The organism is Agrobacterium deltaense RV3, from assembly GCF_900013505.1.
GTDB classification, from domain to species: Bacteria; Pseudomonadota; Alphaproteobacteria; order Rhizobiales; family Rhizobiaceae; genus Agrobacterium; species Agrobacterium leguminum.
Genome location: NZ_LT009746.1, coordinates 1,764,101 through 1,789,640, shown reverse-complemented (window position 1 = coordinate 1,789,640; position 25,540 = coordinate 1,764,101). Strand labels below are relative to the sequence as shown.

Genomic DNA, 25,540 nt, shown 5'->3' with positions numbered 1-25,540 from the left:
TGGGAAGATAGCGGACCGGTGATAGCCTACAGCACTTCTCGTTTCCGAATCGAACTCTCAAAGGAGATGGAACTGGCTTATGTCCACTGAATCAAGCGACGTCTCAATTGCTGAGCCATCATCCTTATAAACTTCCAACTCATGGAGCTTACCCTCTACGACATGCAGAAGGACATTCACGGCAGGACGATAATCCACACCTTCCGCATCAAAGTAATATCCCTCCGTGGGAAGCCGCTGTTGTAAATTGGCGAGTGGGCCGGACACCCTAAACAGGAGGCTACCTTCTGCGTCTATAGCTGACACTCTCGCTGTTTCCAGCTAACTGCGTAGAGCTTCCGCTACAAGAAACCCTTTTTGCCAGTAACAGCTCAATGAGCTGACGTTCGCTATTGGTCAGATCACGCCACGCCTGAGCGCTTTTGAAGCGACCCCATGTCGGCAATCCGCACGATCTTCGACACCAATAGTTTCGGTGGTCCCTATGACGCAGGGGATAATCCCGCAGATGCGAAAGCGCCGATCAGGCACCATCATCAACGTCACATCCAGCGCCACGCTCGCCTCCTTCCCGCTCGCCGCCGCCTACACCGCCAGCAAGCAGGCAATCCAGGGTTTCTCCGGCTCGCTCGCGCATGAGCTCGGTCATTTCAACATCCGGGTGAAACTGGTGGAACCGGGCTGTGCCCCGACCACCCGCTTCACGACGAACGCCATCCTGCCGCTGGAGCAGCTGCTGCCGGACGATTACATGGACTTTGCAGGCCAATCCTCGAAGGCTTCGCCAAACGGGCCATGACGACCAGCGAAGGCGATGTTGCCGAAGCGATCTGGAGCGCCGTCCTTGACCTATCCGGCCAGCTTCGTTTTCCCGCAGGTCCTGACGCAATTGCGCTGTCTCGGGTGAACTGACGATCGATAGCGGCCTGACCGGACATTGCTCGGTTGCGGCGTTTCAGCCGGCGATATGCAGATGGCAGATGTTTCAGCACATCTGCCATCGACTTTACCAAAGGTCACGCAGGTTCCGCCAGCACTCTTCCCGTAATCTCAGGCCACAACCCCTCCGTCACCGCCATCAATGCCGGCGTTGCGGCGGCGACCCACGGGATGCCGCTACCGGGGCGTATTCCGATACGGACATCGAGACCCGCTTCCCTTGCGAGAACGACGCCGCCGGCGATATCCCACATGGTGGTCAGCTTCTGCAGATGGCCGTCGAAGATGCCGCGTGCGGCAAAGGCAAGGCCGATCGATGTCGAGCGGATGGATTCCACTACCCAGCCCGCATGCCGAAGCCCGACGTTGAGGGCCGCCACCTCCGCGGCATCGGCAGCGGCGCTGTCTCCGAGCGACATGACCTGCACATCCTCGAAAGGCACGTGGCGGGCAAGCGGTTTGCCGTTGAGCATCAGCCCGGTCCCATCAGCCGCCGCGTAGATATCCCCGAAGACCGGGATCGCGACAATGCCGAGTTCCGGCCGGCCACTGCGCACGAAACCGAGCGAAATGCCCCAGAGCGGCGAGCCGCGCAGGAAATTGGCGGTGCCGTCGATGGGATCGATGATCCAGTAGGCATCATCGGCCACACCGCCCATTTCTTCGCCCAGCACGGCTTCGCCCGGAAACGCCGCGGCCAGCCGCTCGCGGATGAGTCTTTCGACCGTAGTGTCGGCTTCCGAGACAAAGTCCTGAAAACCCTTCGTCCGGGTGACGATGGCATCGCGCGCCTCGAAAAAGCGAAGGGCAAGGCCCATCGCCTCCTCGATGATGGCAACTGCGCCTTCAAGACGTTCGCTCATCGTGCCCACGCTCTGCCTGTCACACCCGCACCCGCGTTCAACCAGCCGGTGAAGGCTTCCACCTCATCCGTCTGGATCGCACCGACGCCGGCCTCGGCGAGAGCGCCCCACACGGCTTCTGGGTCTGCCAGTGCGCGCGTGTCGTTGAAATCGAGGCAATGGGAGACGTCGAGCGTGTTGATCCAGAGACGGATATTCTGGCGCTCCATCTCGGCACGACCTTCGGCCAGATCGGCTATATCGGTGAATTTCACCTCGATCATCGGCGCACGCAACGCCTCGATACGGCGCAAATCTTCGGCGAACTTGCCCTTCCGCACCGGGAACATCGGCATATGCGGGATCTTGCCAAACCAGTCGGCATCCAGCACCTCGAAACGGCCCGCTTCGGGATCGATATCTGTCTTGACCAGCACCTGATCCTCGACGCCAAGCCGCAGCACGGTTTCCATGACCTGCGGCAGATCGCGGGTGAATTTCGTGTCGATATTGACGGTGATCCTGCCGCGCGCCTCTTCCAGCAATTCTTCCAGCGTCGGCACGCATTCATCGGTCACGTCAGCCGCATCGCCGCCCGCACCGGCCTTCAGCTTCGCTGCGCGGACCACCTCGAACGACAGCGCGCTCACGGTTCCCTTGCCCGTCGTGGTGCGGTCGAGCGTTTCGTCATGAATGACGACCAGCCGGCCATCGGCCGTCGCCTGTGTGTCGATTTCGATCATCTCGACGCCGGCCGCGACCGCAGCGCGGACGGAGGCAAGCGAGTTTTCGGCAGTGGCCGTCCAGAAACCGCGATGGGCGATGGTCAGGATGGCCGGATTGTCGCGCGAGCAGAGTGCGAGCACATTGCAGGGATTGGAGGTCTTTCGGGAGGTGGCAAGGGTCTGGTGCATGGTTTTCACTTTCGGACGTTGCAATTACCGGGTTTGGCTGCCCGGATCAGATTTTTCCCATGCCCGCCGCCATCAGATCGTCGCGCAGGATGCGGCCGGCGATGATGAAAACGACGAGTGCGGGAAGAAGCAGGATAAAAGAGACGATGGCGGCGAGCGGCAGCTGCATCGAATAGGGATCGAGATACATGTAGAGCTTGATCGGCAGGGTCTCGACGACAGGCGCGCCGACGATGAAGGACTTGTCGAATTCCTCGAAGCTGCCGATGAACGACATTAGCCCGCCGGCCAAAAGCCCGGGCACCGCAAGCGGCAATATGATGTGAATGACGATGCCGACTGTGCCCGCGCCGAGCGAGCGCGCGGCATGGATGAGATCGTCGGGAATGGTCTCCAGCGCCGCTGTCATCAGCCGGATCATCAGCGGCAGGGTGCCGACGATCTGCACGAGAATGACCCCCGTTACCGAATAGGCGAGACCGAAAAGCAGGAATACCTGACCGATGCCAACGGCGACGACGAGCCCGGGAATGATGATCGGCGCCAGAATGAAGATTTCCACCAGCCGTTTCAGCCGGAAGGGAAAACGCGCCATGGCCCAGGCGGTGGGCAAGGCGATGGCCGCAGTCAGGAAGGTGACGACGATGGCGATGAGGATGCTGTTGACCGCAGCGCGGATGAGGCTGCCATCGCTCAGGATGCTCGCCCAGCGCGCCGTGGTGTAATCCTTCGGCACGATGAGCGGTGGCGACCAGCCGTCGGCAATGCTCCAGAGAAACATCAGCGCCAGCGGCACGGCGATGGCGAGCGTCAGCGCGCCATACAGCCCGATCGAGACAGAAATCCGGTCCTCGGGCGTGAAGGCGCGGCGGCGGGGAGTGATGGCGGGGTCGATGGTGATAACACTCATCATGCGTCTCCTCGGTTTTGCCCGGGGCCGATGCGGGATGTGAGGGAATAATAAAGAATAAGCACGCAGACCGCGAAGAGGCTCAGCACCATGCCCATGGCATAGACCTGGTTGAAACGTCCCTGGTTGAATTCCTTGACCATCAGCACCGAAAGCGGCCGAGCCGTCGGCGGACCGACGATGTCGGGGATGGCGTAAGAGCCCATGGAACCGATGAAGGTCAGAAGAATGGCGGCGGTGATGCCCGGCATGGCGAGCGGCACTTCCACGAAGAAGAATGTCTTCAACCGCGAAGCGCCAAGCGTGCGCGAGGCGTAACGTATATCCTCGGGAATGGCGGCAAAGGCGCTGGTGATGATCAGCGTCATGAAGGGTATCTGCTTCCAGACGCTGGCGAGGATGACGCCGACGCCCCAGTCGTCGCGTACGAGCTTGGGCAGTTCGAGCCCGAGCGGCGCGACCAACCGGTCGAGGAACCCGCCCCTTTCGAAAACGACGATCACCATCAGGCCGACGATGATGCCCGGCACCGCCATCGGCAGCTTGTAAAGGCCGCTGAACAGTTTTCGCCCGAGAAAGCTCTTGCGTATCAGAAGCGCCAGCGGCACCGAGGCCGCAAGCGAGACGATGACAGGCATGACGCCGTAATAGATGGAGGTCGTAAGACCACGGATCATCGACGCGCGGGTGAAAATCCGCTCATAGAACATCAGCGTGAAACTGCCATCCTCCTGCCTGAAGCTGCCGATCAGCGCCGACAGCAGCGGCCCGCCGAAGAAGACCAGAAGATACCCAACGCCCGGCAAAAGCAGGAATAGAAGCTGGGCCCGCTTGTTTCGAAGGAGCCCGGCCATCATGCCGCCTCCCCCGCCATCCTGTCATCGAGAAGATGGACCGAACCGGGAAATTGCAGGGCCACCCTTTGCCCGGCGTCGATCAGGGTTTCCGCGCCGGACTGGCTGACCCTTATCTGGCGGCCGCCGATCTCGACCGTATAGAGCGCATTGGCGCCCATGAAGGAAACAGCGGAAACCGTGCCCTCACCGGCCTGATCGGCACGGATCTGGATATTTTCCGGACGAACGGAAATCTGGACATTGCCGGCGGCAACCCGATCAAGCGTCACGGACTGGCCCCAGGGCAATTGCGCCTGCTGGCCCTCAGCGGAGACCGGCAAAAGATTGGTTTGGCCGAGGAAGCCGGCGGTAAAGGCGTGTTTGGGTGAGCGGTAAAGCTCGAGCGGCGTGCCGATCTCAACCACCCGACCGGCATTCATGACGACGATCCGGTCCGACATCGCCATGGCTTCGGCCTGATCATGCGTCACATAAAGGCTGGTGGCGCCGATGCGGCGGTGAAGCTCGGTCAGCTCATGGCGCAGCGTATCGCGAAGTTTGGCATCGAGATTGGAAAGCGGCTCGTCGAACAGAAGCAGGCTCGGCTGCATGACAATGGCGCGCGCCAGCGCCACCCGCTGCTGCTGGCCGCCGGACAATTGCCGGGGCATGCGATCCACCAGACCGGTGAGATTGCAGATATCAAGCGCATGGGCGATGCGGCGGACCCGCTCATCCTTCGCGACCTTCTTCATCTTCAGCCCGAAGCCGAGATTTTTGGCGACCGACATATGCGGGAAAAGCGCATAGGACTGGAACACCATGGCGATATCGCGCGCTTCCGGCGGCGCCTGATCGATGCGCTTGCCGCCGAGCCGGATTTCACCGCCCGAAGGTTGACTGATACCGGTGAGGATGCGCAAAAGCGTGGACTTGCCGCAACCCGAGGGCCCAAGAATGGTGACGAATTCGCCCCGCTCGACGGCGATCGACACGGGATGAAGCGCCCGGCTCGCCCCGTAGTCCTTGCAGATATTGCTGATCTCAAGTTCGCTCATGGCGAGCCTCCCTCATATTTTTGACCAAGGCTATCCGGACCGTGCAGCCACTTGCGGCACACGATCCGGCAATCCTTGTCGCGTTACTGGTTGAGGACTTTTTCATCGAGCGCTTCGGCAAGCGCTGTCGACATGTCCCAGAAAGCCGGCAGCGACAGGCGCGGATAGACGCTCTGGGGCAGCACATGCTCCTGCACAGCCTTCGGCATCAAATCGTTGGTGACATCGGCGCGTGGAGAACGGGAGGCCTTGTTTTCCAGCTTCCAGAGCTGGAATTCCTTACTCATGGCCATATCGATCAGCAGCAGCGCCGAAGCGACATTGTTGGCGTTGGCCGGCACGAACATGGCGTCCCCAGAGCCAACCTGGCCCTTTTCCAGAAGCGTGACGCGGAAACTGTCGGGCAATTGCTTGGTGCCGAGGAAGCTCATGACCTGATCTTCCCAGACGGTGCCCATGTAAAGCTGCTGATTGTTGATGAGGTTGAGCGTATCGGCATTGCCATTGGTCAGCTCAGCCACGGCCAGAAGACGGCGGTAATAGTCCCAGACAGGCGTAAGGCACTCGGACTCCATCGCCCAGTCTTCGGCCTGCTGCAGCGTCTGGTTATAGTCGGTCAGCTGCTTGCGGCAGTCGCCGGTGAGATAATTGAGAGCCACCGAATAGATAAAACCGCCGCCCGAGCCGCCCTTGGCCGGCAGGGTGACGCCAAGCCGCTTGGGGTTCTTTTCAGCCCAGATGAGAAGATCCTCGAAGCTTTTCGGCACATCCTCGGCCTTCACGAAGGCGGAATCGTAACCTATTGCGGTCTGGTTGAGATGCACCAGCGGGAAGCTGCCGCCATGCGCCTTGCCGAAGACGGTTTCGGCCAGTTCCGGATTGTAGTTGGCCATGTTCGGCAGGATTTTCGTCAGCGCAATATTGCCGACAACACCCTTGGCAGAGAGCAGCGGATAGCTGCCGCCACCGGCGAAATAAGCGTCGACGGGCGAATCCTGCCCTGCCGCGTGCACCGCGATCAGCTGCTGGTTCGCCTGATCGCCCTTCACGTCGCTATAGGCGACCTTGATACCGTATTTGGCTTCGAAACGGGTGATCAGTTCCTTCCACGTATCGGCAAAACTGCCGGCGAAATTATACATCGTCACCGAGCCCTCGGCTTTGGCGGCGGGAACGACGATGTCGTAGAAATTGTCGCGCGTGACCTTCGAAAGATCGAAGTCGAGGTTTTTCATATTGCTGTCAGCGGAAAGGCACGGCGCTGCCGTCGTCGCCAGCGCAAGCGTGGCGATCGCAAGAAATTTCATGCGCATTGAATGGTTCCTCCTGGGGACCCGTTGTAGACCGGCCCCTTATTAATACACTCTAAGTGTAATATTTGTGACAGTCCAGTGAAAAATGCTGTCGCAAACCAATGCCCCGTGTTGCCGCTGCCCCGCACAGCCGTTATCCAAGGCCATGACAACAGATCAGACGCCGCACCAGACCTTCGATCGCCAGCCGCTTGCCAGCGAGAATGAGCGTCTCATTCTGGATATCGTGCGCCGCCATGGGCCCATCGCCCGCGCATCGATCACCGGTCACACGAACCTGACGCAGCAATCCGTGCATCGGCTGATCGAAGGTCTGCTGGAGCGCGGGCTTCTGCGAACCGGCGCGCCGCTCAAGGGCACGCGCGGCCAGCCGAGCCCCACCATCGAACTGGTGCCGGAAGCGGCCTATTCGCTTGGCATTTCCATCAACACCGACTCCGTGGTGATCTGTATCGCCGATCTTCGCTGCGACGTGATCGTCGAGGAAAAACTGAAGATGCTTCCGGAGGACCGGGAGGAGACGCTTGTCGCTTTGTCTCTGGCCCTCGACAGGCTGCTCTCGGAACATCGCATCCCGCGCGAGCGCCTGCTTGGCCTCGGCTTTTCAATGTCCGGCTTCTTCGTGTCTGAGGACCGCGCCTTCAATGCGCCGGAGCCCCTGCGCGACTGGTCGCTGATGGACCTGAAGCCGATCCTTGAGAAACGGTTCCGCCTGCCGGTCTGGCTGGAGAACAACGCCACCACCGGGGCGATCGGAGAAAGCCTTCGCGGTGTCGGCTCCTGGTGCCAGACCTTTGCCTATCTGTCGTTCAATTACGGTTTCGGCGGCGGGTTGATCCTCAGTGGCCAGCCGTTTCACGGCTTTCATGGCAATGCCGGCGAATTCAGCGGCATATATAGCACGGATGAATCGCCCAAGCGGCCGGCGCTGCAATATCTGATCGCCACGCTCCAGAAAAACGGCGTCGACATCCATTCCATCGAAGCGCTCTACCAGCAATTCGACCCCGCATGGCCGGGCGTCGAGGAGTGGCTCGCCGAGACGATGCCGCAGGTGGACAGGCTGGTGGCGAGCCTGATCGCGGTTCTCGATCCGCAGGCTATCGTCTTTGGCGGGCAATTGCCGCGTGCGCTTGGCCGGATGATGATCGAACGCACGCACATGCCCTCCCGGCGCGCACATCGTTACGGTGTCGGGCCGAAGGAGGCGAAGCTGGTTCTCAGCGAAACAAAGGGCGATCCATCCGCCATCGGTGCGGCGCTGCTGCCGCTCAGGGTGCGCTATTTCCTGTAACTCAGCCCAAGCGGCCTGATGTAATCCCGCAACAATCATCACGGAAACGTGAGCCTGATTTCGCCCCCGGTTTTTTACTGGTTGGCAGCTTGCATCCGAAGGCGATAAATATGATTACAAATATCATGTTTATCGCGACATGACGCAGCATATCCGGCTGCTTCATGCGCCAAGCCAATACGTCACCGGGTCGATTGATGAGCAAAGCCCTGTTACAGGTTCTCGATGCCGAGGAGGAAAGCCGCCTGATGCGGTTTTTCCGCCGGCGCCTGCAGAACCGGGAAGACGCTGCCGACGCCATGCAGGAAACCCTGCTGCGGGCGCTGGAGGTTTCTCATGCGACGCTGATCGACAATCCACAGGCCTATCTCTTCCAGATCGCCCGGTCCGTCGCCCGCCTGACCGCCATTCGCCAGTCGCGCGAGCGGCCGTTATTCGCACCTTACGAAGCGGGTTTTGCCGTTGCCTGCGAAGAACCGGGGCAGGAGCGGATCGTCGCCGGGCGGCAGCACCTTATTTTAATGGCGCGCGCCATCGAGGCCCTGCCCAAGCGTTGCCAGCAGGTCTTCGTGCTCAGCCGCCTGCATGGCCATTCCAACGGCGAAATCGCCGCCCTTCTCGGCATTTCCCGCAACATGGTGGAAAAACACATCATCAAGGCGCTGCTGCACTGCCGTCAGGTCCGCGCGCAAATAAAAATGTAGACCGGCATCAGGTGTTCGCATCCTTTTTCACTCTATAAGGGAAAAGGACCACATCTCAGCACGCAACGAACGGCAGATCAGGACATGAACAAGCGCCCGGACGGTCTGAAGGATAACGGCTTGACCGATGACGGTCTGGCCGAAGAGGCCGCGCTGTGGGTGGCGCGCATGCAATCGGCAGACGCGACGGAAGCGGAGCGCGAGGCGTTTCATGTCTGGCTGCGGGCCGATGCCGCCCATGCCAGCGCCTATGAGGACATGCAGAGCCTCTGGGGTGAGCTTGGCGATATCGAGCTTGCGCCGGTCGAGCAGCGAAAACGGCGCGGACCTCGCCGGGCAATGCTGGCGGGTGTTGCCGGTCTCTGCCTCATCGGGCTTGCAGCGCTGTTTGCGGAGAAAAGCGGATTGAAGGACCGCTGGCAGGCGGATTATTACACCGAAATCGGCGAAACACGCCTGCTTTCGCTGGAAGACGGCAGCCGCATCAGCCTGAACACCGATACCGCGATTGCCGTTCATTACTCGCAAAAGGAACGGCGCATCACCCTTCTTCGCGGCGAAGCCTATTTCGATGTCGCCAAAAACCCGGAGCGGCCTTTCATTGTCGAGGATGGAGCGCTGACAGCAAAAGCGCTCGGCACCCATTATTCGGTGCGCACCGGCAATGGCGCGCTGCCGCAGGAGGTGCAGGTGGAGGAAGGCCGGGTGGAAGTGACCACAGGCGGCGAGATCGCCGTGCTGACGCCCGGAGAGGCCGTGACCCTTGGCGGCGACGGCAGGCTGGTGCGCGCTCGCAAGGATGTCGCCAACAGCATGGCCTGGCGCGAAGGCAAGCTCGTCTTTTCCGGCCAGCCGCTGCGCGAGGTTCTCGATATTCTCTCGCAATATCGCCGGGGCCGCATCGTCATCCTCGATGAGGCGGCGGCGAGGCAGCACGTCTCCGGCATCTTCGACCTCAAGGACACGGATCAGGCCCTCACCATTCTCGAAGAGAGCCTTCCCGTTTCGGTATCGCGGCTTTCCGGAATACTGGTTTTCGTCCGCTCGCGATAAAATAACTTTTTTCGCGAATCCGACGTCAGGAGTCGGCCCGCCTTTTCACTCTAGACAATCAGGACCCGTTTCAGCGGGGGCATGAGATCACGAGTGAGAGGGAATGACATGAATTTGGGCAAGCAGGCACGCGGCTGGTTCTGGCTGACGACGACGGCGATCATCGGGGGTATCGTCGCCGCAGGTCCGGGCGCCACGGCCGCTAGCGCGCAGACACCGCCCGCCGCAAGCGGCGCACCCGCCACCGTCACCGTCTCCATTCCCGCAGGGCCGCTGGAAAACGCCATCCTCAGCTTCGGCCGTCAGGCCAATCTGCGCATGGTTTACCCCTCCGCGATCACCAGGGGTCGCAGCACCGCCGGCGTCAAGGGCACGCTCAGCGTATCGGCGGCCGTCAGCGGGCTTCTGGCCGGATCGGGACTGAACTACGCATTGGCCGGCGGCAATACCGTCCGCATTTTCGATCCCGCCAGCCAGACCGGCGAAGGCGGCGGTTCGGCTGCCGCCGGCAGCACCCTGCTTGCGCCGATCACCGTGCAGGGCACCGGCCTTGAAGGCGCCAGGGGCATCATCGAGAGCAATGGCTATGTCGGAAAATCCGGCCGCACCGCCACCAAGACCGATACGCCGGTCGCCGAAACCGCCCAGTCGATCACCACGGTCAGCCGCAAGCAGCTCGATGACCTGAAGCCGCAGAACCTCTCGGAAGCACTGAACTACACGCCCGGCGCGCGCATCGGCCAATATGGCGCGGAGCCGCGTTTCGACGCCTTCAAGGTGCGCGGCACCGATCTCAGCACCACCGGCATCTTCCGCGACGGCCTGCGGCAGGTCAGCAGCCAGAACGGCAGCGCCCGGCTTGAGCCCTATGGCGTGGAAGCGGTTTCCATCCTGCGCGGTCCCGCCGCCTCCATCTATGGCGCAAGCAGCTCCGGCGGCATCGTCGATATCATCTCGAAACGCCCGACCGAAGAAACGCTGCGCGAGGTGGAGCTGCAATATGGCTCCTTCGGCCGCGTTCAGGGCGCTTTCGATCTTTCCGGCGCCGTCGATGACGAAAAGACCATGCTTTACCGCCTGACCGGGGTGGCCCGCGACGGCCGCAACGAAATCAGCGCCATCAAGGACGACCGGCTGTTCATCGCGCCGGCCTTCACCTTCCAGCCGGATGCCGGCACCAAGCTGACGCTGCTCGGCGAATATATGGACAGCACCACCGGCGGCACCTGGGGATACATCAACAATTACGGCAGCGACGGCAAGTCGATCGGCGCGACGCCGGTTTATGGCGGCGATTCCCGTTTTAATGATTTCGAGCAGAAACAATGGCGTATCGGCTATGAGTTCGAGCATGAAATCAACGACAACGTCACCTTCTACAGCAAGGCGCGTTATTCGGCCCTTTCGGCCGACCAGCAATGGGTCTTCGCCAACTATCCAGGCATCACCATCGAAGACAATGAAGGCGTCTCCGCCGACAATTACCTGAAGACCGAATTCGACACCGGCCCGGCGAAACATACGCTGCTGACCGGTATCGACTTCAGCCACATGTCCTACACCTCGAAACAGGGCAGCGGGGCCAGCCCCTTCACCGACACCTTCACCTATGTGCCTGATGTGTCGCTGATACTGAAGCAGCGGATGAACACGCTCGGCATCTATGCGCAGGATCAGATCGAAATCGACCGCTGGCGCCTGACGGCCGGCATTCGTCACGACTGGCTGGATACCGAATATCAGGCACAGACCGTCGGAGACGCAACGGCTCCCACCTATGACGGCGATGAAACCAAGACGACCGGCCGCGCCAGCCTCGGTTATGTCTTTGACAGCGGCGTGATGCCCTATGTCAGCTACGGCACCTCCTTCGTCGCCAATCCGGGCGTCATCATCACCACGGGAACGGTAACAGGACAGGCGCAGCCGACGGTCGGCAAGCAATATGAACTCGGCGTGAAATATGCCCTGCCGCAATATAACGCCCTGCTGAGCGCCGCCTTCTTCAATCTCGATCAGGACAATGCGACGGTCTACGAGACCTCGTCCGGCATCAACCTGCTGCGCCAGCTCGACCTGCGCTCGCGCGGCGTGGAACTCGAAGCCACGGCCTCGCTCGACAATGGCTGGAGCCTCATCGGCTCCTATTCCTATAACGACGTTGAAATCACCAAACTGACGTCGGAAACGGTGGGCAAGCAGCTCAATTCCTCGCCCTATCACACCTTCTCGCTGTGGGCCGATTACGAGTTCCAGAGCGGCGCGCTCGAAGGCCTCGGCATCGGCGCGGGGCTGCGTTATGTCGGATCGAGCTTCGGCGACAACCAGCACACGCCCATTCTCGACAACGAGGCCCGCACCTTCGTCGACGCCTCGCTGCGCTACGATCTCGGCAAGGCCCTGCCCTCGCTGGAAGGCGTAAAACTGCAGATCAATGCCACCAACCTTCTCGACGAGGTGAAACAGGTCTGCACCACGGGCTTCTGCTATTATGACGAAGGCCGCAAGGTCGTCGGCAGCATCCGGTATCGCTTCTGATGCTGCAGCAGAACCCTGCCACAACCAAGCCGTCGCCGGCCGCCGTCTTCGTGGCGGTCGGCGGGCTTTATGTCGGCCAGAGCGTGATTGGCGGGCTGACCTTTCTCGGCCTGCCGGCGGTGCTCAGAACCGCCGGACTGCCGCTGGACCAGATCGGCCTGCTTTATCTCGTCGTTCTGCCCTGGGCGCTGAAATTCCTCTGGTCGCCGCATGTGGAGCGTTACCGGCTGCCGCCCGTCGGCAGGAACCGGTCGCGGGTGATCGTCGGCACGGGCATCGCCGCCTGCGCCTGCGGCCTCGCTGTTCTTGCATTCACCGGCCCGTCGCCGGTTTCCGTCGCAATCGCCATCCTGTCGGTAATCGCGCTGGTGACGGCGACAGTCGACATCGCCTGCGACGGCTATGCGGTCGAAACGCTGGCGGAAGAGCATCATGGCTGGGGTAACGCCGCACAGGTGGGCGGCTCCTATCTCGGCTCCGCCATCGGCGCCGGCCTGTTTCTGGTACTGGTGGAGCGCGCCGGCTGGACGAGCGCCACGCTGGTCATGGCCGGGCTGGTCATCCTGCTCGCGCTCCCCTTCCTCTTCGGCCCGGCGGCAAGAACGGTCACGCAAACACGGGACCACCTGCCATCGATCAAAAACGCGCTCAGGCGACGGGAAGTCCGCACCGGCCTTCTCGTCGCGGCTGTTTATGTCGCCGCGCAGAAATGGGGTCTGGCAATGCTCGGCCCGTTTCTGGTCGATTACGGCTTCGATCTCGCCACCATCGGCGCGCTGAATGGCGTGGGAAGCATGATCGTCGGTTTCGCCGGCGCGCTGCTCGGCGGCACGCTGGTGCGCCTCTACGGGGCATCACGAATCCTGCTCATCGCCATCTTCGTGCAGACGGCGCTGTTGTGCCTTTTCGCCTATTTCAGCGTTCATCGCGATATTTCGCAATGGGTCGTCATGGCGGTTGCGGTGGCAAGCTCGTCGGGCATCATGTCCATCGGCTTCGTTGCGCTTTACGCCTGCTTCATGGGCTGGTCCGACCCCCGGCAGGCCGGGGTCGATTTCACCCTGTTCCAGTGCATGGATGGCGTTGTCGGCATGATCGGCGGGCTGGGCGCAGGCGCGATCGCCGAGAAATTCGGTTATCAGGCCTCCTTCATCATTGCCGCCATCGTTTCGGTGCTCGCCGCACCGGTCATCTTCCTGCTGATGCGGCGGCAGGACTCTTGAACCGAACCTCCGGGCGCGGCGGCTTCAACCGCGCCCGGCAGGCCTCTTGCATCGCCCTATTCCACCACCACAGACAGCGCCGAACCGGTATAGACCGGCCGCAGCTTCACATTGCCCGCATCTATCGAGGTAAAGGTTCCGGTCAAGCCGTTGGCGGAGATCACGTCGAACCGCGTGCCGGCGGCCGGCGCGCCGCCATCGAAAGCGAGCTTCAGCGTCGCGCCGTCCAGCACCGCATTGCCCTTGATCCGAAGCGCAGCCTTCTGCGGGTCGACCGCCAGCGTGCCGCCCGACTGCGCATAGTCGCCGCCGATGACAATATCCGTCTCTCCGCCGAGCGAAAGCGTGCCGCCGCTGACCAGCACGCCGCCGGTTCCAAGCGCATCGGCGGACGACGCCACCAGCGTTCCCTCCCTGAGAATGGTGCCGCCGCCATAACTGTTATGGCCGCCAAGCGTCAGCGCTCCGCTGCCGGATTTGACGAGACGCCCTGCCCCGGCAATATCGTTCGTCCATCTGTCCGCCGCATTGAACCCGCCGGCGGCAGCGTCCATCGTCACCTCGACATCGCCGTCAAACGCGCCGTAACCGCCGGCGGCAGCGACCAGATTGATGCGGCCCCAGCCATTGCTGTCATCCAGCAGCGGATAACCGGCCTCGATGCCGGTGGAAAACAGCACGGCGCGGCGCTGGGCGGCATCGAGATAGGGCAAACGTGTCTCCAGCAGGACCTCCGCCCCCTTCGGCACCACCATCGGCGCATCGCCTGCGGCCCTGTCGCGGCTGAAGGAATAGGTCATGCGCCTGCGATAATCCGCCCCGTTCTTCGTCGCATCGGCAAATTGGTCGACATCCGGCTTCGCGCCATGGGCAAAATCGATAAGAGACTGGCCCTGCGGCAGGCGCTTAGTGAAATAGGCCTGCAAGGCCGCATGCGCGGCCTTCTTCACCTCGGCATTTTTCGGGTCCTGCAACATGGCCGCGGCCATGGCGGTTGCGGTGATGCGGCCGCCGATCACGTCGAGCGGCGAATGCATGCCGGCGACGATGCGGCTCTCGCCCAGTTCGGAGGCAGCCGTCAGCAATTCGGAAAAGCGCTCCGGCACGGCATAGGCATAGGCGATGGCGGCCAGATAGGCGGCATTGGTGTGCCCGCTCGGAAAACCGCCATCCTTGCCGCGCCCGCGATTTTCCCGCGCATATTTCAGCGCCGGCACGATGACGCCCGGATCGCTGTCATGGCTTTCGAAGCTGCGGTCGCCAATCGTCTCCTTGCCGGTCTCGATCACTTCGCCTTTGTCGTTCATGCGCCAGGGCCGAGGTGAGGAATAGAAATACTTCGCCGGCGACGTCGTGCCCTCCGGGCCGCGGATCACCTTCATGAAGGCGACGAAATCCTTCAACTCGCTATCGGCTGCACCCGCCTCGGTGCCCTTGTCGTCTTCCTTGCGGGTGATAACCTCGTTCGGGTCGAAATCCGTAAGCGTATGATTGATCGTCGTCGTCGCGCCCGCCCCTTCGCGATACCAGGCGGCAAGCGGCCCCATGCCGTCGATGACGCTGTAACCCTGCGAACGGCGATCATTCATATAGGCTTCGAAAGCGGCAGCGCGCGTGCGGTTTTCACCCGTCACGGACAGCACGTAACGCATGTTTTCCTGCCAGACGGTGGGATCGACTATCTTCACATGGCTGAAATCCGCCGGACCATCGCCATTGGCGCCGCCATCCGCCCATTTTTCATCGCCAAGCGTCCAGATGCGGTTGAAACCGGTGAGGATTTCAATGATCGGGTTGTCCCGGTCATCATAAGCGCGAACCGCCTCGCCCTTCTCGTTCTTGCCGGTCTGGTTGCGATAATTGTCGGCAAGCGGCAGCGGATATGTTGCCGCCGGTTCCGGCACCGTTATGGCATAACCCTCACCTGCCGGCCCGGTGCGATCGAACGCCTGCGCGCCCGGAACCAGAACCAGCAATGCGACGGAGGCGAGCAGGCTCGAGCGTGCGGAAAAGAAAGACGACATCTTCAGTCTGGCCATGACGAATCCTATGATTTTCAGCGAGTGACGCGTGACGAAAAGAGGCGGCGCGGCGTTCCGCGCGCCTCATCGTCAGGTTTAAACGGAGCGTATTTCAGTTTTTCGATGGGCCGCCGGGAACGGCTCCCTGCGGCAGTTCCTCCAGCGAAAATGCGCCGTCTTCGGAAAGAAACGGCGCGATATGCCCGGAGCGCCACTCCGGGCATATCCTTCGAGAACTTCATCGTTCCGCCGGAGGCGGACGGTCGGGCCGTTATTTCTTGACCGCGACAGCCTCGTTGATCTTGGCGACGTCATCTTCCAGAACCTTGTAGGTCTGGTCGAGCGTCAACTCACCGACGATGAGCTGGCTCATGCGCTGCACGATCTGCTGATACATGGCGCTGCCGCCCTTGGCGCGTTCGAACTCACGGGCGGCCTGCGGCACGTTCTTCTTGTTGTCGAGGAACACCTTCATCGCCGCCTTGGCGTCTTCGCTCTTCAGCTTGTATTGCGGATCGACGATCTCCGCGCCGGTCAGGATGACGTAGTTCTCGGCAATTTCCCGCTGCACCTTTTCAGAGCCGAGGAATTCGATGAAGTGAGCCACATCTTCGGGATATTTGGTGCGCTTGAAGCCGACAATGGCGGTGCCGCCGGGCATGGCGTAGCATCCGGCCTCGCCGCAGGGCGCATTGATCGCCGTCCATTCGAAACTGTCGCCGATCTTGTTCTGGAACGGATTGACCATCCAGTTGCCGGCCAGATAGGTCACGACATTGCCGTTGACGAACTCGTCACCCATGTTCTTGTACTGCGAACCGCCGGCCGCACCCCACATTTCCTTGGGGAAGCTGCCATTCTGCGTCCATGAATAGATATCGGCGATATATTTTTTCGCCGCATCGTCCGGGAAGCTGAACTTGCCGTCCTTCACATAGGTCGCGCCGTAAGCAAAGGCGCCGCCGGAGAAGCGGTGACCGGAACGGTCCATGGTGAAGGGAATCTGCACACCGGTCGCCTTGGCGACACGGGCGGAAGCCTCGACGATCTCACTGAATTTCGCGGTCGGGCCAGGCAAGGGTTCGCCCGCCTGCTCGAACAGCGTCTTGTTGACGAAGGGCAGATTGAGCGTCTGCGACGCCATGTAACCGTTGATCGACTGCGGATCGTTGACATTCGGCAGGCGAAGCTGGTTGAGGCTGGAACCGTGCAGCTTCGCGAAGGCTTCCGCATCCTTCATATAGGGGCGCATGTCGAGATAATAGGGCGCAAGCTGCCAGTCGGTGATCTTGGCGATGTCAGGACCTTCGCCCACCGCAAGCTGCACCGGCAGCTGCTTGGAAACCGCGTCATAACCCGAAGACACGAAATTGATCTTCACACCCGGATTGGCCGTCTCGAACTCCTTGCTGAGTTCCGACATGCGCTGCACATAACCCTGGTCGTCATCCGTAAAAAGGAAAGTAATCGTGCGGGTCTCGGCCTGGGCCGTCGCAAGACCGGCGACAGAGGCCACTACGAGGGCGCTGACGCCCGAAAACAATTTCATCATGCTCATCCTCCCAATGAAAATATTTTCATAAATCGAACGGAAGCTCCTCTGCTTAATTCGATTTATAATGTTTTGCGGCTTGACAGAATAAACGTCAAGCTGTTTGTTTTGCATAAATCGCACAAATCGACGCGGAAAAGCGAAAATCGGATTGTGAAAATAATTTCATAAAGATCGACGGGAGGCGATCCATTATGACGGATGGACCATTTGCGGCGAACGCGTCGCAGCCGACATATACCGTCGCAAACGGCGAAACGGTGACCGCCTGGATCGTCTCCGATCTGGTGGAGACGTCGTTTCCCGGCACCGCAGCCCCCGCCGAAGACCGTGTGAACTATCGCTTCATCAACGGTTTCGTGGATGTGGGCGACCTGCCCTGCCGCAAGGCCTTCCAGCAGACCATGATCGGCCGCGATATCGCACCCGATACCAGCTGGCCGGTATCGCACCTCAACCTGCCGGGCTCCAATCGCCGCGTCGAATTCACCGGTTTCTGGCACGTTCCCACCCATGTGCAGCGCTGGCTGAAGGGCACCTTCCGCAGCGATGCGGCAAGACAGGCGCATTTTCGGCTGCGCACCTGCGGCGGCGTCCGCATCTGGGTGGGCGGCGTCGAACAGGTCCGTTTCGAACCTTTCATCCGCAATGTCGAAAGCAGCCGTGACATCACGCTCGATCTCGCAGCCGGCGATAACGAGGTGCTGCTGCTCTGCGAGGATCTGGCGGAACGCGACATCATCTGGTTCTTCGAACTTGAGGTCGTCGACGCCGTGCCGCTGACCGTCGTGCTGCCCGTGCTGCTCGACCGGGAGGAAACGAAGCGTCGCGCCGCGCTGGTGCGCGATGTTCGCCCGGCGCGAGACGTGTTTTCCGGCACGGCCCTCGAACTGGTCTTCGGGGCGGCACCCGCAAACGACCTGCCGGTGCACATCGCCGTCAAAAGCCATGGGCATGAGCGCGCTTCGCTTGCGGAAGTCGACACCGTGCTGAAGGCCGGGCAATCCTCGCTGACGGTCCCCGAAACGACAGGCATTTCGGACGGATATCACGGTGTCAAAATCACCATGGGTTCGGGAGCGGGAACGGTAACCCGCGTCATCGACGCGGCTTTCATGCATGACATAGCGCCGGAAGCATCCAATGGTGATATCAACGGGCGAAAAAAGGCCGCCCTGTCCTTCAGCGCCCGTTTCGGTGCCTGGCGCATCGGCCGCGCGCTGGCGATGGTCGCCACCGGCAGCGACGATATCGAGACGATCGGCGGGATCGTCGATGCGACGCTGCATTCCATCGATCGGCGGGAAGACTGCTCCGATTTCGTGATGATCCCACTTCTGTGGCTGGTGCGCGCCTATGGCGACCGCCTGCCGGCCGAGATGCGGGCGCGGATCGACGCCTCGATCCTCGGCTATCGTTACTGGGTGGACGAACCGGGCAATGACGTCATGTGGTTCTGGAGCGAGAACCATGTTCTCTGCTTCCACACCAGTCAGCTATTGGCTGGCGAATATCTGCCGGATGCCGTCTTCACCGCCTCCGGCCGCACCGGCAGAGAACAGGCGGCGCTGGCCACTGAGCGGCTGGAGCGCTGGTTCGACAGCGTCGAGGCGCATGGCCTCGCCGAATGGAATTCGGCCGCCTATTATCCGGTGGATTTCATCGGCCTTCTCGCCATAGAACATTGGGCGGGACCGGAGCTTGCCGCCCGCGCGCGCCGCCAGATCGATCTCATCTTCGAAATGATCGCGTTGCACACGCTCGGCGGCGTTCCCTCCGGTTCGCAAGGGCGGGCTTATGACAAGGAGCTGCGCGCCGGGCCGCTGACGGAACTGGCGCCCTTTGCGCAGGTCGCCTTCGGTCAGGGCTGGCTGAACAATGGCGTTGCCTCGCTGCCGATGTTCTGCTGCGGCGATTACCTGCCACCGGCGCATCTCGCCTCCCTTTCCCAACTGACAGGCGGCCGCATGGTCGAGGCGCGTTATGCGCAGGGTCTGGAGCCCGGCAAGCTCGTGCTCTTCAAGAACGAGGCCGCCCAGCTTTCCACCGTTGTCGATCACAAGACCGGCCGCAAGGGCCATCAGCAGCACGTCATGGACATCAAACTTGCCGGCCACCCGATGGCACGGCTGTGGGTCAATCATCCGGGCGAAGACGATCCGTGGGGCACCCAGCGCCCCTCCTATTGGGCGGGAAGCGGCATCCTGCCGCGCGTGGCGCAACATCGCGATCTGGCGATGCTGATCTTCGATACGCAGGATCACCGCAACGACTGGACCCATGCCTATCTCGGCCGCGACGGGCTGGACGAGGTGCTGGTGGAGGGCAACTGGCTCATCACCCGCTCGGGCCACGGCTTTGCCGCACTTTATGCGACGAACGGTCTTCAGCCCATCACCGCCGGCGCCACCGCCAATCGCGAGATCAGATCGCCCGGCCGCCGCGCCGGCTGGGTCGGCATCATCGGCTGTGGGAATGTCGAGGAGTTTGCCCGTTTTCGGGAAAAAATCCTCGCCACGCAGATCACCTTCGATGCCGAAAGCCGCCTGCTCTCGATCACGCCGCCCGGCGGGCCAGAACTTACTCTCAACTGGGACGGCGCATTCACCATTGGCGGGCAGGCCATGGCCTTCGACCATGACCACCCGCAACCAAAAATCACCTTCGACAGTGCCGACCCAGCTTCGGGCAGCGCTGCAAAACCCTTCTACTCGTAAGCGGAATTGACAGATGAACCAGCCAAGCATGGAAAAAGACACTCTCAGGACGACAATCGACAATGTCGCCGCCGCCTTCAGCCGCCTTAAGGGCATTCAGGAAGGTCTGGTCAGCGGCAGTTCCGATGGCAAGATCCAGTTCGATGAATGGGACTGGGAAGTGGGTGTCGGCCTTTACGGTTTCCTGCGCCGGGCGCTCGCCGCCAACGACCAGAAGGCATTGGATGACCTCGTGACATGGTACGGCTGGCAGATCGACCGTGGCCTGCCGCCGCGCCAGATCAACAGTTCCGCGCCGATGCTGCCGCTTGTCATCCTCACCGAACATGTCGACCGGCCGGATTTCCGCGCGCTGGTGGAAGACTGGGCCGACTGGCTGGTGCATCAATTGCCGAAAACCGAGGATGGCGGCTTCCAGCATGTCGTCAAGGAGCGGCTGAATGAGGGCGAACTCTGGGACGACACGCTGTTCATGGCATGTCTGTTCCTCGCCCGCGCCGGCGTCGTCTGCAAACGTCAGGACTGGATCGACGAGGCGGTCTACCAGTTCATGATCCATACGCGTTATCTCTCGGACCCCGTCACCGGGCTCTGGTATCACGGCTGGACCTTCAACGGACGCCATAATTTCGCTGACGCCTTCTGGGCGCGCGGCAATTCCTGGATCACCGTCGCCATTCCCGAGCTTTTCGAACTGGTGCCGACGCTTGGCGAAAAGGACAGGCGTTTCCTCGCCAATGTGCTGGCAAGCCAGGTGCGGTCGCTCAGGCAGTATCAGCGCGAGGACGGCATGTTCCACACGCTGCTCGATGACCCGACCTCGCCGGTGGAAACATCGGCGACGGCCGGCATCGCCTATGGCATCCTGCGCGGCATCGAAGCCGGCATTCTCGGCGAGGAAAATCGCCCGCATGCGGAACGTGCGCTGAAGGCCGTGCTTGGCAATATCGACGATGAAGGCGTCGTCCACGGCGTTTCCGACGGCACGCCGATGGGCCACGATCTCGAATTCTACCGCCGCATTCCCAATCTGCCCACGCCCTACGGGCAGGCGCTGACGATGCTGCTCCTGATCGACGTTTTTCTGAAAAGGCCAAAGGCATCGTGAGCATCATGAACATCAGTCAGGACATCACAGTCGCGGCGGGTGGCCTTGATGCCACGGCGGCCATCCAGCAGGCTATCGACACCGTGTCGGCCGCAGGCGGCGGGCGCGTGTCTCTCTCGGCCGGGCGTCATGTCAGCGCCGGCCTCCATCTCAAAAGCGGCGTGGAACTGCACCTTGCCGAAGATGCGGTGCTTGCCCCCGTTTCCGATTACGACGCCTATGCCCTGACCCGGGTTTCGGTGATTGCCGAAGACTCCGATCGCGGCATGATCATCGCCAGGGGCGCGCATGACATCGCCGTCACCGGCCCCGGCCGTATCGAGGCCGGCGGTGAAAACTTCATCGTCGGCGACGACAAGGCCATGGGCACCTATGTCCCGGCGAAAAAACGCCCACGCGTGATGGTGCTGGAAAGCTGCCGCAACGTGCGCCTTGAAAACCTCTCCGTCAGTGGTTCGCCGATGTGGACGCTGCACATGGTCGATTGCGAAGACCTTCATTTCCGCAATCTCCGCATCGAAAACGACCGCCGCCTGCCGAATACAGACGGCATTGTGCTCGATGCCTGCCGGCGCGCCCTGATCGAGGATTGCTTCATCTCGACCGCCGATGACGGCATTTGCCTGAAGACCAGCGCCGGGCCGGACGGCAAGGCCGTTGGAGCCTGCGCCGATATCATCGTTCGCCGCTGCACCGTTTCCAGCATGAGCTGCGCGCTGAAGCTCGGCACGGAATCCTTCGGCGATTTCACCGATGTCGTGTTCGAGGATTGCAAAATCGTCCAGTCCAATCGCGGCGTCGGCCTGTTTTCCCGCGATGGCGGCGCGATGCGCAACATCCGCTTTTCAAGGATCGAGACCGAATGCCACGAAACGCCGGGCGGCTTCTGGGGTTCGGGTGAGGCTGTCACCGTCACCGTCGTCGACCGACGCCCCGAGCGTCAGGCCGGCAGCGTCGACAATCTGGTCGTGGAAGACTTGAGCGGCTCCATGGAAGGGGCGATCAACCTCGTCGCCATATCGAAGGCCGGCATTCACAATGTCCGGTTGGAGCGCATCACGCTGTCGCAGCAACCCGGCAAGCTCGGCACCGGCCTGCAATACGATCTGCGCCCAACCAATGCGGATATTGCGCCAAGCCCCCATGCCGCCGGCCGCGCCAATGCCTGGACGCAGGATGCTGAGGGCAGGATCGTCGGAATGGAGGATTATCCCGGCGGAATGCCGGCGGTCTATCTTGTCGGCGTGGAAGGATTTGCGGCCCGCGATGTCGCCATCAAAAGAACGACGCCCTTGCCCGAGGGCTGGAACAGCCAAGAGATCGTCGCGACGACGAACTTGCCCGAAGGGAGCAGGTGATGGGAAGTCTGAAACTCGAAAACCTCAACAAGGCGTTCGGCGCCGTTCATGTGCTGCATGACATCGATCTTCAGATCGAGAACGGCGAATTCGTCGTCTTCGTCGGCCCTTCGGGCTGCGGAAAGTCGACGCTGCTGCGCATCATCGCCGGTCTCGAGGACGTCACCGCCGGCACAATCGCTATCGGCGGGCGCGATGTCAGCGCGCTGTCTCCGGCCGAGCGCAAGATCGCCATGGTCTTCCAGTCCTACGCGCTTTACCCGCATATGAGCGTGCGCAAGAACCTTGCCTTCGGCCTGGAAAACCTGCGTTTCAAGCGGGCGGAAATCGAAAGCCGCATCAATGAGGCCGCGCGGATGCTCGCCATCGAGCCCTATCTCGACCGCAAGCCGAAACAGCTTTCCGGCGGCCAGCGCCAGCGCGTCGCCATCGGCCGCGCCATCGTGCGCGAGCCGGATATCTTCCTGTTCGATGAGCCGCTTTCCAACCTCGATGCGGCGCTGCGCGTGCAGACACGCGCCGAAATCACCCGCCTGCATCGCGATATCAAGACGACGATGATCTATGTCACCCATGATCAGGTGGAAGCCATGACCATGGCCGACAAGATCGTGGTGCTGCGAACCGGGCTCATCGAGCAGGTGGGCAGCCCGCTTGAGCTTTTCGACAATCCGCGCAACCTTTTCGTTGCCGGCTTCCTCGGCTCGCCGCGCATGAACATGCTGAAGGGCACGATCACCAAGGGCAGCGACGGTAGCATCGCCATCGACGCCGGCTACGGTGTGTCCCTGCCCTGCCTTGTCGATCCGGCAGCCGTCAGCTCCGGGCAGGCGGTTCTCGCGGGCATCCGCCCCTCGCATTTCACCATCTCCGACAGTGCCGGCCTGCCATTCGAGGTGCAGTATCACGAAAGTCTCGGCACCGAGACCTATCTCTACGGCAATCTCCAGGGCGAGAAAGAGCAGATCATCGTGCATCAGGCGGGCCATTTCGCCCCCGCTTCCGGCTCGGTGCTGAGGATCATGCCGGCACGGGAAAAGGTGCATGTCTTCGATCCCGCCACCGAACTGGCGTTGCCGCGCCTGAACAGCGAAGGGAGAGGTTAGCATGGCCAATCCGACGCTTGCGAGACTGTCCGACCGTGCGCTCGATGCCGTGATGGCGATTGCCGAAGTGCCGCTCAACTTCATCGAGCGGCTGATCGGCAAAAGGCGCATGCCCTATATTTTCCTGATGCCGAACCTCGTTCTCTTCGGCATCTTCACCTTCCTGCCGATTGCCATTGCCGTCGGTTACGCCTTCACCGGCGGCACCGAACTTCTCATCACCGACCGCCCCTTCGTCGGGCTGGAAAATTTCGGCAAGCTGCTGGATTGCCAGAGCTACATGGACCCCGGAAGCTGCCGGGAATCGCTGTTCTGGACCGCGATCTGGAACACGCTGTGGTTCGTCGGCTTCAACGTCATCGCCACGCTTCTGGTCGCGCTCATCACCGCCCTCATCCTCAACCGGGCGATTGCCGCGCGCGGTTTCTTCCGCGCCATGTTCTTTTATCCGGTGCTGCTGTCGCCCGTCGTCATCGGCCTCATCTGGAAATGGTTCCTCGACCGCAACGGCCTGCTCAACGCCTTTTTCCAGATGCTCGGCGTGCCGCCGGAAATCTTCCTGCTGGATGTCGGCTGGTCGCGTTTCTTCGTCGTGGTGGTCTCGGTCTGGTTCCACATGGGCTTTTATACGCTGATCCTGCTGGCCGGCCTTCAGGCCATCCCGAAGGACCTTTATGAAGCCGCCGCCATCGACGCCGCCTCGCCCCGGCGCACGCTTTTCCGCATCACCCTGCCGCTTCTCGGCCCCAACCTGCTCGTCGTGCTCATCCTCCTGATGATCCGCTCGGTGCAAATCTTTGATGAGGCATGGGTTCTGACCAATGGCGGCGGGCCGGGCACGGCCAATACATTCGTCGTGCAATATATCTACCAGATGGCCTTCGGCAGCGATCTGAGGCTGTTCGGCCTTGCGTCCGCCGCATCGGTTCTGATGGGCCTTGTGCTTCTCGCGCTGACGCTCGTGCAACTGCGCCTCGGCAAAAAGATGGAGTCCTGACCATGTCCAACGCCGTCTCCTTCCTCACGCGCACCCGCCGCCCCGGCCGGATCGGTCTCACCGATATCCTGTCATGGGTCTGGCTCATCGGCGGCACGCTCGCCGTCCTCATCCCGGTCGTCTGGGCCGCCATGTCATCGCTGAAACCGGAAGCCGAAATCACCCGGTTTCCGCCGAGCCTTCTGCCGCGCGCCGCCGTGCAGGTGGACGTGCAGGGTTACGACAAGCCGCTCAGCCTCTGGAAAGCCCCCATCGACGGCATGGAGCGGGAAATGGCCATGGTCCGCCGCATCGGCCTGAAAGCCCAGATGGTCGACCCCGCCAATCCCGGCCCACCGGTCAGCGTCGATACGCGGGAAATAACACCCGTCCAGAAACTGACTATCGCGACGGAGAACTTCACCGATCCGCTCACGCGGTTCAGCTTTTTGACCTTCCTCAAGAACTCGGTCTTCGTCACCTTCGTCGCAACCGTCCTGACGCTGATCGTCAATGCCATGGCCGCCTTTGCGCTGTCGAAGTACCGCTTCCGCGGCGAGAAGGCGATCTTCGTGCTGATCATCTCCACCCTGATGATCCCGCTCACCGTCGTCATGGTACCGGCCTATCTGGTCATCGTCGGCGTCGGCCTCGTCGACAATCTCTGGGGCGTCATTATCCCAACGGTTGCGACGCCGACCGGCGTGTTCCTGCTGCGGCAATATATGCTGACCATTCCCGATGAGCTGATCGAGGCGGCCCGCGTCGATGCGGCAAGCGAATTCCGTATCTTCTGGCGCATCATCCTGCCGCTGACGGCGCCGGCGCTTGCGGTTCTCGCCATCTTTTCGGTGCTTTGGCGCTGGAACGACTTCCTCTGGCCGCTGATCGTTCTCAGCAGCCGCGAGAACTTCACGCTGCAGGTGGGGCTGAACGCCTTCCAGGGCGAGTTTTCGGTGCAATGGCACTATATCCTCGCCATGACCTTCCTCAGCCTGGCGCCAGTCACCGTCGTGTTCCTGTTCCTGCAGCGTTACATCACGACAGGGATTGCCGGCACGGGGATGAAATAAAACGA

General features: G+C 61.6%; 20 protein-coding genes and 1 pseudogene. 12 read left to right on the top strand and 9 right to left on the bottom strand.

Annotated features, from left to right (window positions below; all coding sequences use genetic code 11):
* Positions 1-57: 57 nt before the first annotated feature.
* Positions 58-267 carry a hypothetical protein gene (locus AGR7B_RS26550; protein WP_420868492.1) on the bottom strand — a complete coding sequence of 70 codons (210 nt, stop codon included), beginning with the start codon at positions 265-267 and terminating at the stop codon, positions 58-60.
* Positions 268-432: 165 nt separating this feature from the next.
* Between AGR7B_RS26550 and AGR7B_RS22575 the strand changes: the two are divergent.
* A pseudogene (locus AGR7B_RS22575) lies at positions 433-912 on the top strand (SDR family NAD(P)-dependent oxidoreductase); the annotation flags it as partial.
* A gap of 104 nt (positions 913-1,016) precedes the next feature.
* On the opposite strand, the gene AGR7B_RS22570 reads toward AGR7B_RS22575, so the two are convergent.
* The 6 genes from AGR7B_RS22570 to AGR7B_RS22545 form a co-directional block, all read right to left on the bottom strand.
* Entirely contained in the window at positions 1,017-1,802 is a 786-nt protein-coding gene (locus AGR7B_RS22570; protein ID WP_080857958.1) for an inositol monophosphatase family protein, read from the bottom strand.
* Positions 1,799-2,695, bottom strand: coding sequence for a glycerophosphodiester phosphodiesterase family protein (locus tag AGR7B_RS22565; RefSeq protein WP_080857957.1), 897 nt, complete (start codon positions 2,693-2,695; stop codon positions 1,799-1,801). The genes AGR7B_RS22570 and AGR7B_RS22565 overlap by 4 nt, the downstream gene beginning before the upstream one ends.
* Positions 2,696-2,741: 46 nt before the next feature.
* Complete coding sequence (locus tag AGR7B_RS22560; RefSeq protein ID WP_080857956.1) at positions 2,742-3,605, bottom strand: ABC transporter permease; 864 nt, start codon at positions 3,603-3,605, stop codon at positions 2,742-2,744.
* Positions 3,605-4,459 (bottom strand): ABC transporter permease, encoded by an 855-nt coding sequence (locus AGR7B_RS22555; RefSeq protein ID WP_080857955.1) that lies wholly within the window; start codon positions 4,457-4,459, stop codon positions 3,605-3,607. The genes AGR7B_RS22560 and AGR7B_RS22555 overlap by 1 nt, the downstream gene beginning before the upstream one ends.
* A complete protein-coding gene (locus AGR7B_RS22550; RefSeq protein ID WP_080857954.1) occupies positions 4,459-5,499 on the bottom strand; it encodes an ABC transporter ATP-binding protein in 1,041 nt (346 codons plus the stop codon). Before AGR7B_RS22550 ends, AGR7B_RS22555 begins: the two co-directional genes overlap by 1 nt.
* Positions 5,500-5,582: 83 nt before the next feature.
* Positions 5,583-6,812 carry an ABC transporter substrate-binding protein gene (locus AGR7B_RS22545; RefSeq protein WP_080857953.1) on the bottom strand — a complete coding sequence of 410 codons (1,230 nt, stop codon included), beginning with the start codon at positions 6,810-6,812 and terminating at the stop codon, positions 5,583-5,585.
* Positions 6,813-6,957: 145 nt separating this feature from the next.
* Here AGR7B_RS22545 and AGR7B_RS22540 point away from each other — a divergent pair, with 145 nt between their 5' ends.
* From AGR7B_RS22540 to AGR7B_RS22520, 5 genes are all read left to right on the top strand, one after another.
* Positions 6,958-8,106 (top strand): ROK family transcriptional regulator, encoded by a 1,149-nt coding sequence (locus AGR7B_RS22540; RefSeq protein ID WP_080857952.1) that lies wholly within the window; start codon positions 6,958-6,960, stop codon positions 8,104-8,106.
* Positions 8,107-8,303: 197 nt separating this feature from the next.
* Positions 8,304-8,810: an RNA polymerase sigma factor gene (locus tag AGR7B_RS22535; RefSeq protein WP_080857951.1), complete on the top strand. Its 507-nt coding sequence runs from the start codon at positions 8,304-8,306 to the stop codon at positions 8,808-8,810.
* 84 nt (positions 8,811-8,894) lie between these two features.
* Positions 8,895-9,863 carry a FecR family protein gene (locus AGR7B_RS22530; RefSeq protein WP_080857950.1) on the top strand — a complete coding sequence of 323 codons (969 nt, stop codon included), beginning with the start codon at positions 8,895-8,897 and terminating at the stop codon, positions 9,861-9,863.
* A 108-nt stretch (positions 9,864-9,971) separates the two neighbouring features.
* A complete protein-coding gene (locus AGR7B_RS22525) occupies positions 9,972-12,401 on the top strand; it encodes a TonB-dependent siderophore receptor (protein WP_080857949.1) in 2,430 nt (809 codons plus the stop codon).
* Positions 12,401-13,624: an MFS transporter gene (locus AGR7B_RS22520; RefSeq protein ID WP_080857948.1), complete on the top strand. Its 1,224-nt coding sequence runs from the start codon at positions 12,401-12,403 to the stop codon at positions 13,622-13,624. The genes AGR7B_RS22525 and AGR7B_RS22520 overlap by 1 nt, the downstream gene beginning before the upstream one ends.
* A 56-nt stretch (positions 13,625-13,680) precedes the next feature.
* Here the strand turns inward: AGR7B_RS22520 and AGR7B_RS26455 are convergent, their stop codons facing one another.
* Both AGR7B_RS26455 and AGR7B_RS22510 read right to left on the bottom strand, forming a co-directional pair.
* Positions 13,681-15,663 (bottom strand): phosphatase PAP2 family protein, encoded by a 1,983-nt coding sequence (locus tag AGR7B_RS26455; RefSeq protein ID WP_080857947.1) that lies wholly within the window; start codon positions 15,661-15,663, stop codon positions 13,681-13,683.
* Positions 15,664-15,916: 253 nt separating this feature from the next.
* Positions 15,917-17,197: an ABC transporter substrate-binding protein gene (locus AGR7B_RS22510; RefSeq protein WP_031233411.1), complete on the bottom strand. Its 1,281-nt coding sequence runs from the start codon at positions 17,195-17,197 to the stop codon at positions 15,917-15,919.
* 194 nt (positions 17,198-17,391) lie between these two features.
* Between AGR7B_RS22510 and AGR7B_RS22505 the strand changes: the two genes are divergently transcribed.
* From AGR7B_RS22505 to AGR7B_RS22480, 6 genes are read left to right on the top strand one after another with little or no spacing between them, the layout of a single operon-like run.
* Positions 17,392-19,914 carry a hypothetical protein gene (locus AGR7B_RS22505; RefSeq protein WP_080857946.1) on the top strand — a complete coding sequence of 841 codons (2,523 nt, stop codon included), beginning with the start codon at positions 17,392-17,394 and terminating at the stop codon, positions 19,912-19,914.
* A 13-nt stretch (positions 19,915-19,927) separates the two neighbouring features.
* On the top strand, positions 19,928-21,022 hold the full coding sequence (bglB, locus tag AGR7B_RS22500; RefSeq protein ID WP_080857945.1) for a beta-galactosidase BglB: 1,095 nt from the start codon (positions 19,928-19,930) through the stop codon (positions 21,020-21,022).
* 5 nt (positions 21,023-21,027) lie between these two features.
* The gene (gene pglB, locus AGR7B_RS22495) at positions 21,028-22,380 is read left to right on the top strand and encodes a polygalacturonase PglB (RefSeq protein ID WP_162934230.1); all 1,353 of its coding nucleotides are present in this window, start codon (positions 21,028-21,030) and stop codon (positions 22,378-22,380) included.
* Entirely contained in the window at positions 22,380-23,486 is a 1,107-nt protein-coding gene (locus AGR7B_RS22490) for an ABC transporter ATP-binding protein (protein ID WP_080857943.1), read from the top strand. The genes pglB and AGR7B_RS22490 overlap by 1 nt, the downstream gene beginning before the upstream one ends.
* 1 nt (position 23,487) lies before the next feature.
* Positions 23,488-24,483, top strand: coding sequence for a carbohydrate ABC transporter permease (locus tag AGR7B_RS22485; RefSeq protein ID WP_080819041.1), 996 nt, complete (start codon positions 23,488-23,490; stop codon positions 24,481-24,483).
* A 2-nt stretch (positions 24,484-24,485) separates the two neighbouring features.
* A complete protein-coding gene (locus AGR7B_RS22480; protein WP_020808844.1) occupies positions 24,486-25,535 on the top strand; it encodes a carbohydrate ABC transporter permease in 1,050 nt (349 codons plus the stop codon).
* Positions 25,536-25,540: the final 5 nt, after the last annotated feature.